11 protein-coding genes are annotated in these 13,839 nt (G+C 72.4%); 6 read left to right on the plus strand and 5 right to left on the minus strand.

Annotation, left to right across the window (positions count from 1 at the left end):
• Positions 1-27 precede the first annotated feature (27 nt).
• The 3 genes from JR065_RS10290 to JR065_RS10300 all read left to right on the plus strand — a co-directional run bounded on the left by JR065_RS10290 (position 28) and on the right by JR065_RS10300 (position 3,324).
• The gene (locus JR065_RS10290) at positions 28-1,116 is read left to right on the plus strand and encodes an aldo/keto reductase (RefSeq protein ID WP_206234031.1); all 1,089 of its coding nucleotides are present in this window, start codon (positions 28-30) and stop codon (positions 1,114-1,116) included.
• A 206-nt stretch (positions 1,117-1,322) separates the two neighbouring features.
• Positions 1,323-2,318: an aldo/keto reductase gene (locus JR065_RS10295; protein WP_206234032.1), complete on the plus strand. Its 996-nt coding sequence runs from the start codon at positions 1,323-1,325 to the stop codon at positions 2,316-2,318.
• 307 nt (positions 2,319-2,625) lie between these two features.
• Positions 2,626-3,324 carry a glycosyltransferase gene (locus tag JR065_RS10300; protein WP_206234033.1) on the plus strand — a complete coding sequence of 233 codons (699 nt, stop codon included), beginning with the start codon at positions 2,626-2,628 and terminating at the stop codon, positions 3,322-3,324.
• Between the two features lie 127 nt (positions 3,325-3,451).
• On the opposite strand, the gene JR065_RS10305 is transcribed toward JR065_RS10300, so the two are convergent.
• Both JR065_RS10305 and JR065_RS10310 read right to left on the minus strand, forming a co-directional pair.
• Positions 3,452-6,364: a bifunctional diguanylate cyclase/phosphodiesterase gene (locus tag JR065_RS10305; protein WP_343237261.1), complete on the minus strand. Its 2,913-nt coding sequence runs from the start codon at positions 6,362-6,364 to the stop codon at positions 3,452-3,454.
• Between the two features lie 403 nt (positions 6,365-6,767).
• A complete protein-coding gene (locus JR065_RS10310) occupies positions 6,768-7,688 on the minus strand; it encodes an oxygenase MpaB family protein (RefSeq protein ID WP_206234036.1) in 921 nt (306 codons plus the stop codon).
• A 341-nt stretch (positions 7,689-8,029) separates the two neighbouring features.
• Between JR065_RS10310 and JR065_RS10315 the strand changes: the two genes are divergently transcribed.
• Together JR065_RS10315 and JR065_RS10320 are read left to right on the plus strand one after the other, a co-directional pair.
• Positions 8,030-8,662: a hypothetical protein gene (locus JR065_RS10315; protein ID WP_206234037.1), complete on the plus strand. Its 633-nt coding sequence runs from the start codon at positions 8,030-8,032 to the stop codon at positions 8,660-8,662.
• A gap of 196 nt (positions 8,663-8,858) precedes the next feature.
• Positions 8,859-9,287 (plus strand): hypothetical protein, encoded by a 429-nt coding sequence (locus JR065_RS10320; protein ID WP_206234038.1) that lies wholly within the window; start codon positions 8,859-8,861, stop codon positions 9,285-9,287.
• 124 nt (positions 9,288-9,411) lie between these two features.
• Here JR065_RS10320 and JR065_RS10325 read toward each other — a convergent pair whose 3' ends face one another.
• The 3 genes from JR065_RS10325 to JR065_RS10335 are packed head-to-tail and all read right to left on the minus strand — an operon-like array spanning position 9,412 to position 11,898.
• Positions 9,412-9,789, minus strand: a complete 378-nt coding sequence (locus JR065_RS10325; protein ID WP_206234039.1) for a hypothetical protein — start codon at positions 9,787-9,789, stop codon at positions 9,412-9,414.
• A gap of 47 nt (positions 9,790-9,836) precedes the next feature.
• Positions 9,837-10,604, minus strand: a complete 768-nt coding sequence (locus JR065_RS10330) for a LytR/AlgR family response regulator transcription factor (protein WP_206234041.1) — start codon at positions 10,602-10,604, stop codon at positions 9,837-9,839.
• Positions 10,597-11,898, minus strand: a complete 1,302-nt coding sequence (locus JR065_RS10335; protein WP_206234042.1) for a sensor histidine kinase — start codon at positions 11,896-11,898, stop codon at positions 10,597-10,599. Before JR065_RS10335 ends, JR065_RS10330 begins: the two co-directional genes overlap by 8 nt.
• Before the next feature lie 673 nt (positions 11,899-12,571).
• On the opposite strand from JR065_RS10335, the gene JR065_RS10340 reads away from it, so the two are divergent.
• Positions 12,572-13,777: an FAD-dependent oxidoreductase gene (locus tag JR065_RS10340; RefSeq protein ID WP_206234043.1), complete on the plus strand. Its 1,206-nt coding sequence runs from the start codon at positions 12,572-12,574 to the stop codon at positions 13,775-13,777.
• The last annotated feature ends 62 nt before the right edge of the window (positions 13,778-13,839 follow it).

Consider the following 13,839-nt stretch of genomic DNA (forward strand, 5'->3'; position numbering starts at 1 on the left):
GAGCATCCCTTCTTTTGGAGATGCGCGATGTCCCTGGACCACTACCGCCTGCTCGGCCGCTCCGGCCTGCGCGTCAGCCCCATTTCGCTGGGCACGATGACCTTCGGCAACGACTGGGGCTGGGGCGCCGACGAAGCCGAAGCCGGGCGCCTGTTCGCGCGCTACGTCGAGCTCGGCGGCAACTTCATCGACACCGCCAACACCTACACCAACGGCAGTTCCGAAACCCTGCTCGGCAAGTTCGCCGAAGGCCGCCGCGACCGCCTGGTCATCGCCAGCAAGTACACCCTCAACCCCTTCCCCGGCGATCCCAACGGCGGCGGCAACCACCGCAAGAACCTGCTGCAGTCGGTGGAGGCCAGCCTGAAGCGGCTGCGCACCGATTACCTGGACCTGCTGTACCTGCACATCTGGGACGACACCACGCCGGTGGAGGAAGTGATGCGCGGCTTCGACGACCTGGTACGCGCCGGCAAGATCGTCTACGCCGGCATCTCCGACACGCCGGCCTGGCAGGTGGCGCGGATGCAGACGCTGGCCGACCTGCGCGGCTGGTCGCCGCTGGTGGCGCTGCAGATCGAATACAGCCTGGCGCAGCGCACGGTCGAGGCCGAACTGGTGCCGATGGCCGCGGCGCTGGGCCTGGGCGTGCTGGCCTGGTCGCCGCTGACCATGGGCATCCTCACCGGCAAGTACAGCCGCCAGGACCTGGCCGCGGTGCAGCGCCGCGCCGCGGACGGGCAGGCCAGCGCCGAGCGCGGCGATGCCGCCTATGCGCACCGGATGCTGAGCGAGCGCGCGCTGGACATCGCCGACGTGGTCAAGCAGGTCGCCTCGGAGATCGGCCGCTCGCCGGCGCAGGTGGCGCTGGCCTGGCTGCTGCAGCGGCCCGGCCCCGGCGCGATCCCGATCGTCGGCGCGCGCACCCTGGCGCAGCTGGACGACAACCTGGGTGCGCTGGAACTGCGGCTAGACGCCGCGCACCTGCGGCAGCTCGACGCGGTCAGCGCGGTCGCGCTCGGCTTCCCGCACGAGTTCATCAAGTTGCCGATGCCGCAGCAACTGGTGTCCGGCGGTACCCGCCTGCAGCCGCGCACGCCGGCCGCCGGCGGCTGAGCCGGCACGCAGCCGGCGACGACCGCGCGCCGACACCCGACGTGGCATGGTCGGCGCCGGCGCGTATCCCGCGGTGCGGTTTGCAGGATCGTTCAACGATTCCGTCAGATCGCGATATCCGTCGCCGCGCAGGCACGCGCATGCTGTGTGCCTGCGCGCTACGGCGGAATGCGCCGCTTCTTCTTCCCCCAGCCAGGAGTTTTCCGATGCAGACCCGTACCCTAGGCCGTCACGGCCCCCGCGTTTCCGCCCTCGGCCTCGGCTGCATGGGCATGAGCGCGTTCTACGGCGGACGCGAAGACGACGCCGCATCGATCGCGGTGATCCATGCCGCACTGGAACGCGGCGTCAACCTGCTCGACACCGCCGACATGTACGGCCCGCACACCAACGAGGTGCTGGTCGGCAAGGCGCTGGCCGGGCGCCGCGAGCAGGCGGTGCTGGCGACCAAGTTCGGCATCAAGCTCGATCCGGGCGATCCGTCGGCGCGCGGCATCGACGGCCGCCCCGAGTACGTGCAGGCCGCCTGCGAGGCCAGCCTGCGCCGGCTCGGCGTGGACTACATCGACCTGTACTACCAGCACCGCGTGGATCCGAACGTGCCGATCGAGGACACGGTCGGGGCGATGGCGCGGCTGGTCGAGCAGGGCAAGGTGCGCTTCCTGGGCCTGTCGGAGGCCGGCGCCGACACCATCCGCCGCGCGCACGCGGTGCATCCGATCACCGCGGTGCAGACCGAATACTCGCTGTGGTCGCGCGATCCGGAGAGCAACGGCGTGTTCGCCGCGGTGCGCGAACTGGGCATCGGCTTCGTGCCGTATTCGCCGCTCGGCCGCGGCTTCCTGACCGGCGCGATCCGCTCGCCGGACGACTTCGAGGCCGACGACTACCGCCGCCATTCGCCGCGGTTCCAGGGCGAGAACTTCGCCCGCAACCTGCAGCTGGTGGAGCAGGTGCGCACGCTGGCCCAGGCCAAGGGCGTGACCGCGGGCCAGCTGGCGCTGGCCTGGGTGCTGGCGCAGGGCGAGGACCTGGTGCCGATCCCGGGCACCAAGCGGCTGAAGTACCTGGAAGAGAACCTCGGCGCGCTGCAGGTGGCGCTGAGCGCCGACGAACGCGCGCAGATCGATGCGATCTTCCCGCCCGATGCCGCCGCCGGCACGCGCTATCCCGAAGCGATGATGGCGTCGGTCGATCGTTGAGGCGGGAATCGGGAAAGGAGAAACCGGAATAGGCAAAGCGGACGGCGCGTGGCGACAGGCGCGACGCCCGCCACACCAGCGATCGCGCCGTCTAACCCGTCGCGGTCGCTGGGCCAACCCACCGGCTGGTATGCGATGGCGGACGGCCGCAAGTGCCCGTCCGGCGGGCTCGTTGTGCTCGCATGCATTGCCCGCCTCCCCGTCCATCCGATCCGGGCGCCGGAGCGGCGTCGGTTGGCTGGCTGGCGCATGTACGCCACCGGCGCGGTCCATTGCCGGGCCCTGCCGGAGGTCGCATGATGCGCCGGTGATCTCGTTCATCGTCCCTGCCCACGACGAAGCCGCGCTGATCGGCGATACGCTGGCGTCTCTGCATGTCGCCGCGCAGGCGCTGCATCTGCGCAGCGAGACCGTCGTGGTCGCCGACGCGTGCGGCGACGACACCGCGGCGATCGCGCGGCGCCACGGCGCGCAGGTGCTCGAGCTGCAACTGCGCCACATCGCCGCCACCCGCAACGCCGGCGCCCGCGCCAGCGGCGGCGAGTGGCTGCTGTTCGTCGATGCCGATACGCGGGTCAATGCCGCGGTGCTCGCCGCGGCGGTGCGCGCGCTGCGCGACGGCGCGGTCGGCGGCGGCGCGCAGGTGCGGCTGCTTGGCAGCAGCGCCTGGTACGAGCGCGCCGCGCAGGCGCTGTTCGGCTGGCTGTTCCGCCGCACCGGCATCGCCCCGGGCTGTTTCCTGTTCTGCACCCGCGCCGCGTTCGACGCGGCCGGCGGGTTCGACGAACGCTACTACGCCGGCGAAGACGTCGCGCTCAGCCGCGCGCTGGCGCGGCAGGGCCGCTTCGTGATCCTGCGCGAGCCGGTGCACACCTCCGACCGCAAGCTGCGCAGCTTCAGCAAGCGCGAACACCTGGGCCTGCTGCTGCGCTTCCTGCGCCGCGGCCGCGGCATGCTGACCTCGCGCGACGCGCTGGGCTTCTGGTACGGCCAGCGCCGCTTCTGACGCCGCGCGCGCCGCGCACCCGGTGGCGACGCCGATCCGGTTCCAGCCACTGCCCCGCGCGATACGGCGATACCGCAATGCGATCGGCCCCGCGCCGCGAGCCGCGCCCTACCCGCCGGCGCGGCCGCTAAGCCGGCGGCACGCCCAGCGCGGCGATCACCTGGTCCAGCGGCGCCGGACGCCCGAGCAGATAACCCTGCGCATGATCGCAGCCGTGCTCGCGCAGCCACTGCAACTGCTCGGGCGTCTCCACGCCTTCGGCGACCACGCTCAGGCCCAGGCTATGGCCCAGGGTCAGCAAGGCCTCGCAGATCGACGCGTTGCGCAGGTCGCGATCGACGCCGTCGACGAAGCTGCGGTCGATCTTCAGCGCATCCAGCGGCAGGTGGCGCAGATACGCCATGCTGGAGAAGCCGGTGCCGAAGTCGTCCAGCGACACGCACACGCCCTGCGAGCGCAGCATCCGCACCACCTCCAGCGCCTGCTGCGGATGCCGCATCAGGCTGCTCTCGGTCAGCTCCACGTGCACCGCGCCGGGCGCCAGCCCCGCGTCGGCGCAGGCCTGCGCCAGTTCGTCGACCAGGTCGCTGTCGAAGAACTGCACCGCCGACACGTTCACCGCCACCGGCAGCGCGGTCCAGCCGTGCAGCGCCAGCTGCCGCTGCGCGCGCGCGGCCTCGCGCATCACCCAGCGCCCGAGCGGCAGGATCAGGCCGGTGTCCTCGCACAGCTGGATGAACGCGTCCGGGGCGATGAAGCGCCCGTCGTCCTGCGGCCAGCGGATCAGCGCCTCCAGCTTGCGCGGGGTGCCGTCGGCGACGCGCACGATCGGCTGGAAGTACAGGCGGAACTGCTGCTGCTCGATCGCCTGGTGGATGCGCCCGGCCAAGCGCAGGCGTTCGCTCAGGTGCGAGGACATGCTCGAATCGAAGCGCGCGATCACCTTGCCTTCGCTCTGCGCCGCGTGCGCGGCCTGTGCGGCGCGGCCGATCACCTCGTCGGCGCTGCCGCCGTCGTCCGGGCACGCCGCCACGCCGACGTGGGCCTCCAGCTGGTGCGGGAAATCGCGCCCCTCCACCGGCACGCCCACCGCCTCCAGCAGCGCCTGCACCGCCTCCTCCACCCGGTCCGGGTCCAGGATCGCCAGCGCGAAGTCCTGCGCCGGCTGGTAGGCGGTCAGGCCGTAGCATTCGCCCAGCCGCTGCAGGCGCGCGGCCACCGCGCCGCGCACCGCGTCGCCGGCCTCGCGGCCGAGCGTGTCGCCGATCAGCTGCAGGCCGCGCAGCTGCGCGTAGACCACGGTATAGCCTTCGCGCCGGCGCGCGTTCAGCGCCTCGGCCAGCGCGCGCGGGTTCAGCAGCCCGGTGGTGACGTCGTGGCTGGCGCGGAACGCCAGCTCGCGCTCGTAGGCCACGCGCTGGCTGACGTCCTCGGCCAGGATCAGCCGCACCTGGCGCCCGCCCAGATCGAGCTCGGAACTGTGCACCTTCACCGACAGCAGGCTGCCGTCCTTGCGCTGGTGGATCCAGATCCGCGGCTCGTCGAAGCCGTCGCGCGGCTGGCGTACGTCCTGCAGCACCTGCTCGGCATGGCCGGGCGGGCGGATGTCGAGGATGGTCATCGCCAGGAACTCCTCGCGCGTGTAGCCGTACTGGCGGATCGCGGCCTGGTTCACCTCCAGGAAGCGCAGGTCGTCGACCGCGAACAGCCAGAACGGCAGCGGGTTGCGGTCGAAGATCAGGCGGAACTGGCGCTCGGCGTCGAACAGCCGCGCCTGCGCCTCCAGCCGCTCGCTCACGTCCTGCACCGCGCCGGTCATGCGTACGCCGTCGCGGCCCTGCACCAGTGCGCCGCGCGCGGCCAGCCAGCGCCACGGGCCTTCGCTCAGCCGCGCGCGATACAGCGCGTTGTATTCGCCGCGGCCGTCCCAGGCGGCTTCGTACGCCTGCCGTACCCGCTCGCGATCGTCCGGATGCACGCTGGCGAAGAACTGTTCGGTGGGGATGCTGTTCTGGCGCAGGCCCAGCATCTGGCCGGTGGCCTCGCTCAGCTCGAGCAGGCGCCGGTCGGCCTCGACCCGCCAGGTGCCGATGCGGCCCATCTCGTGCGCCAGGCGCAGGTCCTCGTCGCCCTTGCGCAGTTCGCCGAGCAGCCGCCGCTGCCGCGCTTCGGCGCGGCGCAGGCTGCCGAGCAGGTAGGCGAACCCGAGCAGGTACAGCAGGTAGATCGCCGCCGCGCCGCCGGCGAACCAGTGCCATTGCGCCAGCGCCTCGTCCACCGACAGGCCGGCCATCACCAGCACCGGATAGTCGTGCCCGCCGCTGGCCGCCACCATCCGCGGGACGCGGTCGAACAGGTCGCGGCGCAGTCCCAGCGCGCTGGTGTACGACTCCTCGCGCAGCCCCAGCGGCAGGCGCATCCGCTCCCCGACCGCGCCTGCCGCCGGGCTGCTGGCGGCCAGCAGCGCGCCGCGGTGGTCGAACAGCGCCACCACCCCGTCGTGGCCGGTGTCGAAACCGCCGACGACCCGCTGCAGCGCGTCCATCCGCAGCCGCGCCAGCACCCAGCGGTCCGGCGCCATCGGCACCGCCAGGCGCAGCACCTGCTCGCCGTCGGCCAGCCGCTCGATCGGTCCGACGAAGGCGTGCTCGTCGGCGCCGCGGTACAGCGGCAGGGCCCAGTTGCGCACGCTGGCGTCGGCGGCGCCGCCGAGCAGGCGCCCGCCCTGGGCATCGAGCAGCGAGAGGCTGTGCAGCTCCGGATGCCGGCTCAGCAACCCGTCCAGCGATGCCTGGATCAGCGCCGGGGCGCGTTGCGCGTCGTCCGCGTACAGCGCCTGCGCGCCGGCGGCCTCGCCGCGCAGGGCCTGGGTCAGGTTGTTCAGCTGCACCTGCAACAGGCGTTCGGCGCCGCCGGCCAGCGCCAGGCTCTGCCGCTGCGCCGCCGCCAGCCGGCTTTCGCGGTCCTGGACCAGGACGAAGCCCAGGCCGGCGGCCAGCAGCAGCGCCAGCAGCACGCCCCACACCAGGATCGCGCGCACGGGCGCGCGCAGGGCGCGGCGCAGACCGTGTCTGAACCGGGTGTCCTGCGTCTTGTCCGCACGCTGAGGCTGGTGACGCTGCATAGGTCTCCCATAGAGCGGCCAAACTACCGGGATCTTGACGCCGCCGGCGGCGCCCCGCCCGCAGCGCCTGAGGCGTTTAGAAAGGCGCCGCGGCGGCGCACGGCGTCCGCGTTGGAATGCCCGCGGATCGACGCCACGCGCTGCAACCGCCCACCGACTGCGGCTATCTGGTCCGCTTCCCCGGCGCGGCGTTCGCGTCCAGCCGCCGGCCAGACCGGCGCGGGCAATGGAGCTGCGCGGGTGGAGCATGCGCCGGATCTGCGCGGACTGCGAGCCGGCCGGGTGAACAACGGCGATTGCCGATACGCCAGGCCCAGGCTCAGTCGGGCCAGTGCGACAGCGCCTGCGGCTCCACGCCGACGCGGCGGCAGGCGCGCTGGGCGATGCCGTCGGTGAGCGCGGCGCGGAACAGCGGCGACAGCGCGCGCAGCACGTACGCGCCCGCCGCCGCGCCGGCGCGCTGCAACCGCGTGCGGCCCAGCATCGCCGTCGCCCAGTCCGGCAGCAGCGCCGCGCCTGCACCCAGGAACAGGTCGCGCGACAGGCCGGCGGCCGGCACCGGCAGGCGGATGCCCGCCAGCACCGCCAGCACCTCGCGCGAGCGCGCGTCCACGCCGAGCGTCGGCCGCACCTGCGCGAAGTAGTCGCGCACCTCCGCCTCGGACCCCGGCACCTCGCGCGCGCCCAGCGCCAGCGCCACCCGCCGCGCCTCGGCGTAATAGCGGTCGGCGATCGCCGCCGGCACCGCGCGGCAGTAGCGCCGATAGCCGTGCAGGAAGCCGTAGGCCTCGGTGACGTGGACCCAGGTGAGCAGGGCCGGATCGTCGGCGGCGTAGGCGCGCCCGTCGGCGGTGTGCCCGCGCACCTGCGCGTGGATCGCGGCCACGCGCCCGATCAGGCGCTGCGCCTCGGCCAGCGGCGCATAGGTGGTCCCGGCGACGAAGTTGGTGGTGCGGCGAAGCCGCCCGACCAGGTCGTCGCGGAAATTGGAGTGGTCATAGACGCCGGCCAGCGCCAGCGGATGCAGGGTCTGCAGCATCAGCGCGCACAGCCCGCCGGAGAGCATGCCCGGGAAGTCGGCGTGCACGCGCCAGGTGACGCTGTCGGGACCGAACAGGCCCGGATCGCCGGGCGGCCGGTCGTAGTCGATGCCGCTGTGTCCGCGCGGAAACGCGCCCAGCACCCAGCGGCGGATGTGCGCAGTGGCGGGAGCGGCGAGGCGGCGGAGCACGGCGGTCATGCGGCCATCGTAGTGGGCGAGGCGTCGGCGGCGCGTCGCCGCGAGCGCGCCGCCGCTCACGCGCCGCTTACCCGGGAACGGATTAGGCTGGGATCGGCGCCGCGCAGCGCGTGCCGCGATTTCCATGTGCACTTGCAGCAAAGGATCGCGGCGGGCGCGGCATGGCGCCGCCACCGCCCTGCGCAAGTGGCTGAATCGGCGCCGGTGGACGCGTCTGGCCGATGCAACACAGCATCCGGCACCGCGCCGGCGCCGCCGGCGGCGGGTACTGTGCTAGAAATAAAACGCATCGCCAGCGACGTCGCCGGTTGGTGTTTTTCGCATCTGCAAGGGAGCTCGTCATGGTCGCTTTGTTCAAGGGTTTGGGATTGCTTCTGGAAGACAACGCGCTGCACCGCGAGCCGTTCCCGGCACAGGTGGCGCATTGGCAGCACAAGAGCGAGCACCAGCTGCAGGCCGAGGTCGAGCTGTTGGCCAAGGCCAAGGAGCAGTGGCTGGTGGCGTCGATCATCGGCTGGCAGGCGATCTCGCTGGTGCTGCTCGGGGTGATCACCAACCAGCTGTGGCAGCACGACTACCACGTGACCTTCTCGCGCATCGTCATCGTGTTCAGTTCGTGGGTCGCGATCCTGTTCGTGCTGTGGTTCATCGCCAACATGTTCGACCGCACCGCCGGCTTCGAGCGCTGGCTCACCGCCTTCAACAGCCGCGCCTACCTGTCCTCGGACGCGGACACGGTCGAATGCGTCGCCGATGCGCTGAACATGGCGCGCAAGTATCCGGAGATCCTCGAGTACAAGCGCGAGGTGGTCGCCAACCGCGAACTGCGCCACGAGGACATCCGCATCATGCGCGAGATGGGGCGCATCCGCCTGCACGCCGAACTGGTGGCTGCGCTGACCCAGTTCGAAGGCCTGCCGGCCAACGGCAACGGCCAGAACGGCAACGGCGGCGTGTTCCGCGTCGCCGGCTGAACCAGGCGCGCGGCACCGCCGGCGACGGCGACGCGCGCTGCCTTGCTAGGAACGTTCATTGCTGTGCCGTGGCATGCCGGCACGCTGGCGAGGCAGTGCCTCTTCCCGCATGGTTGCCGCCGCCAATCCCGAATCCCCGCATGCCTGGCCTCCGCCGCCGCCATCAGATGCGCAACCGAAATCCGCAGGCGCGGCCATGATCTGGTTCGACGCCGCCCTGGACCATCCTGCCGATGACCGGCTCCTGCAGCGTTGCGTGGCAGCGATGCTCGGCCTCCCCAGCGAGCGCGTGGACGTCGTCCACAGCGTCGGCGAAATCGGCGACGCGCCGGCCACGTGCGTGGTCGAGGTTCGTGCCGATGCCCGCTATTCGCAACTCGTCACCTTCTATCTCGCCGAAGCGCTGCCGCGCCCGGAGGTGTCCGAGGCGGCCGTTCGACTGGCGCGGACGCTGGATACGTCGCTGCTCCTGGTGGACGATGAAACGGCGAATCCGTATTCCTTCGTCCGCGTCGCCAGCAGCGGCCGCCGCTCGGTGGTCCTGGTGGACCCGGACGAACTGGATAAGAACGACCGCTACGTCGTTCGCGAGCCCCGGCACGGGGATGGCGGGACTTCGGCGTAGTCCGTGGTGCTGCAACGCGGCGGCATGGGCGAGGGCGCAGCGCGCCGGCCGCGGCCGAGGGCCAAGCCAGCCGGAGCCGCGCGGCGCCGGGGCGCGAATCGATATTCGCGGCGGATCGCGCCGCTCAACCGTGCACGCAGTTGCTCCCCGGGCGCAGCGGCTCGGACGCCACGCACTGGCGGAAGTCGCGCGGCAGGCCGCTGACCTGCCGCGACTGGCCGGCCTCCAGTTGGAACTCCTCCAGCGTGCGCTGCGCGCAGGCCGCCTTCGCGGCCGGCGACGGCGCCGCCGCGTCGCAGGCCTCGCTGTAGACCCGGTAGTGGCAGCGGCCGCTGCGGCTGTCGAAACAGCGGAAGGTGGCGATCCCGCTCACGTAGGTGGTCTTGGCGAACAGCAGGTCGCGGCCGTCTTCGCTGGCGTGGGTGATCATCGTCAGGCTCGTTTTGTCCTGGCAGCCGGCCAGGCTCAGCAGGCATGACAGCAAGGCGGAGAAGAAGCGCATGGCAGGTTCCTTGTTCCAGTGCGGAAATCGAAGCGACGCCGCGGCGGTCACATGCCGCGGAACAGACTCATGTACGGCAGGCTCACGCTCAGCGTTTCGTCGCGCTGCTTGAGCCTGAGCCGGCCCTTGCCGGTGTCCTCGCGCACCACCGACGCCACCGCCTTGAGGTTGACGATGGTGGAACGGTGGATCTGCCGGAACGCGGCCGGATCCAGCACGTCGAGCAACTCGCGCAGCGAGGTGCGCAGCAGCGCTTCGCCGGCGTCGGTGAACACCGTGGTGTACTTGTTGTCGGCGCGGAAATACAGCACGTCCTCGAGCATGATCAGGCGCGTCTCGCGGCCGCTGCTGGCGGTGATCCAGGCCAGCGGCGGCGCGGCCGTTGCCGCTGCCGGGCGCTGCGCCAGGCGCTGCAGCAACGCGTCGAGCAGCGCGGTGTCCGGCCCCTGCGCCGCCCGCGCCTGCACCCGCTGCACGGTGGCCTGCAGGCGGTCGCGCGCGATCGGCTTGAGCAGGTAGTCCACCGCGCCGTGCTCGAAGGCGTCGATCGCATACTGGTCGTAGGCGGTGACGAACACCACCTGGGTGCGCGGGCTGAGCTCGCCCAGCGCGCGCGCCACTTCGATGCCGCTCAGGCCGGGCATGCGGATGTCCAGGAACGCCACGTCCGGCCGGTGCTCGGCCAGGCTTTCCAGCGCGCTGGCGCCATCCTCGCATTCGGCGACGATGCGCAGCTGCGGCCATACCTCGCCCAGCAGCGCCACCAGCGACTGCCGCAGCAGTTCCTCGTCCTCGGCGATGACCGCGTCAACCATGATGCGCTCCGGCGGCGCCGGCCAGCGGCACCGGTGGCGGCACGGGCGACACGAAGTGCGCCGGACGCGGCAGGGTGATCGTCGCCGCCACCCCGCTGGGGAAGTTGGAGACGATGGCGAACGTCGCCGCGCCGGCGTAGGTCAGGCGCAGGCGCTCGCGCAGGTTCTTCAGGCCGATGCCGGTGCCGCTGGACTGGGTGTTGAAGCCCAGGCCGTCGTCGGCGACGGTGACCGTGAGGTGGTCGTCGAACTCGCGCGCCAGGATCCACACCGTGCCGCCGCCGGGCTTGGGTTCCAGGCCGTGCTTGATCGCGTTCTCGACCAGGGTCTGCAGCATCATCGACGGCAGCGGCAGCGCCTTCAGCGCGCTGGGCACCTGCACGTCCAGTTGCAGGCGCGCGCCCATGCGGATCCTGAGGATCTCCAGGTACGCCTGGGTGCGCTCCAGTTCCTCGCCCAGCGTGCTCAGCGCGTCCTCGGCGCTGGGCAGCGAGCGCCGCAGGTACTGGATCAGGTAGCCCAGCATGAGGTCGGCGCGCGGCGGGTCGGTGCGCGCCAGCACCTGCGCGCTGGCCAGCGTGTTGTAGAGGAAATGCGGCTCCACCTGCGCGTGCAGCAGGTTCAGCCGCGCCACGGTCAGCTCCTGCGCGGTGGCGGCCTGCGCGGCGGCGGCCTGCTCGTCGCGGCGCAGCTCGGCCACGCGGCGCGCGATCGCGCGGCTCAGCGCCTCGGCGTTCTCGTAGTTGCTGCCCTCGTCGACCACGAACAGGTCGATCCACGCGCTGGCGTCCGGTTCCAGCAGCAGGGTCAGGCTGCTGGTGCCGGCGCCCGGGGTCACCGTCGCCAGCACCTGGTTGCGCTTGACCGCGAAGCGCGCCGCCAGGTTCCAGCGCGAGGGCTTGCGCCCGTTGTACGGGTCGATGCGGCGCACCTTGGCGCGCACCTGCAGGCTGTCGGCGGTGCTCTCCACCTCTTCCACCCGCGGCAGCTCGCGCACCGCCGCGTCGACCAGCGCGAACGCCTCGCGCGTATCCAGCGGGATCTCGATCTGGCGCCGCTGGCGGCTGGACAGGGTGGCGCTGTCCAGGCGCCCGGCGACCAGCCACACCCGGCGCAGGTGGGTGATGCCGGCGATCAGCGCCGACAGCATCAGCAGCATCGCCAGCAGGCCGAAGAACCAGCCCGGCGGGCTCTCCATGCCGTACAACAGCCCGCTCCAGACGAAGGCGGCCACGATCAGCGCGGCGGCCCAGGCGAACAGCAGGCGGACGATCAGGGACAGGCTGGGGATCATGACGCGACCGGCGACGAAGACGATGCGGCGAGCATAGCGACGGCGGTGGCCGCCGCCAGTCCCGCTGCGACGAAACCGGCGGCCGGGCGACGGGGCGCCGGATCGGTGGCGCGAAATCCGCGCCGGTGCGGCGCGTGCCAGGCCGCAGCGCGCGTTGCCACATGCTGCCAGCGGGCGGCGCGGTGCGTTCGCGCCGTCGCCGCGGGTCGAGGTGGACCAGGAGCGCATCGGTCGTGTCCGCATGCCGGCGCGTGGCTGCTGGCCGCAGCCGGCGCTGCGGTAGGGCCCGGCGCGCGCCTGCCGCGCCGTACGACAAGGTCGGCGTGTTCACGCCCAAGCGCAAGGAGCTGCCCGCGCTGGGGCGCCGGCGAGGTGGGCTGGATCAACGCCTCGATCAAGGACGTGCACGGCGCGCCGGTCGGCGACACCCTGACCCTGGCCGCCGACCCGGCGCCGCACGCGCTGCCCGGCGCGGGACTCGCCGCGGCGGGCGCCTTAGGGCATCCGCCAAGCACATTGGCGCGCGGCCGTTGGACGGCGCTGCGCGTACCCGTATCCGGGGTCGCAAGCGCATTCCTGCCCCGTCGCCCGATGCCGCGACGCTGCTGCGCGCGCGGCAGCGCGGCGGCCACGCCGCGTATAGACTCGCCCCACTCCACGCGCGAGACCCTCCATGCAACGACGCAACTTCCTGCGCAGCGGCGGCCTGGCGCTGACCGCGCTGGCCGCCAGCCCGCTGCTCGCCCAGGCACGCCCCCGCGCCGGCGGCGTGCCGGCCTCGCCGCGGCTGCCCCACGCGGCGCCGGCGCGGCCCGGCTTCGCCGCGCCGGCGCCGCTGGCGCCGATCCGCGCCAGCGCCGACCGCATCGTCGCCATGCATGCGTGCATCCGCCCGTTCCGCGCGCAGGGCCCGCGCATCGAGGCCGAACGCATCGGGCGCAAGACCGTGGTGCACAACTACGGCCATGGCGGCAGCGGCTGGTCCTTGTCGTGGGGCGCGGCGGCGATCGCCACGCAGCTGGCGCGCGCCACCGGCGAGCGGCAGCTGGCGGTGATCGGCTGCGGCGCGATCGGGCTGACCACCGCGCTGGTCGCGCAGCGCGCCGGCTTGCGCGTGCGCATCTACGCCAAGGAACGCCCGCCGCACGTGCGCTCCTCGTTCGCCACCGGGGTGTGGTCGCCGGACTCGCGGGTGTGCACCGCCGAATACGCCACGCCCGCGTTCGCGCAGCGCTGGGAGCAGATGGCGCGCACCTCGTTCGGCATGTACCAGAACCTGCTCGGCCTGCCCGGCGAGCCGGTCGAATGGCGCGACGGCTATGCGCTGTCCGACATGCCGTTCGACCAGCCCAGCGGCCATGGCGAAGACGGCGAGCCGGAATATCCGTCGCTGGAAGCGCAACGCCTGGCCGACCTGCACCCACGCTCGCAGCCGCTACGCCCGGACCAGCATCCGTTCGCGGTGCCGCACGTGCGCCGCTACACGCAACTGGTGTTCAACATCAGCGCCTACGCGCGGCTGCTGATGGACGACTTCCTGGCCGCCGGCGGGGAGATCGAGACGCGCGAGTTCGAACATCCGCACCAGTTCGCCGACCTGCGCGAGAAGACCCTGGTCAACGCCACCGGCTACGGCGCACGCGCGCTGCTCGGCGACGCGTCGCTGGTGCCGGTACGCGGCCAGACCGCGCGGCTGGTGCCGCAGCCGGAGGTGGACTATGGCATCAGCTACCGCGGCCACAACCTCAGCGTGGTGCCGCGGCGCGACGGAATCCTGGTGCAGGCGCAGGCCGATGGCGATTTCGGCAATCCCGACGACACGCCCGACCGCGCCGCGTCGGAGGCGGCGGTGGCGCGGCTGGCGGCGTTGTTCGCCTGAGCGCCGCGCCGGCGGCGATGCGCGCCGGGTACGCTAGCTTCCGCGCTGCGAGGGACCGGATG

The organism is Xanthomonas sp. (genome assembly GCF_017163755.1).
Classification (GTDB): domain Bacteria; phylum Pseudomonadota; class Gammaproteobacteria; order Xanthomonadales; family Xanthomonadaceae; genus Xanthomonas_A.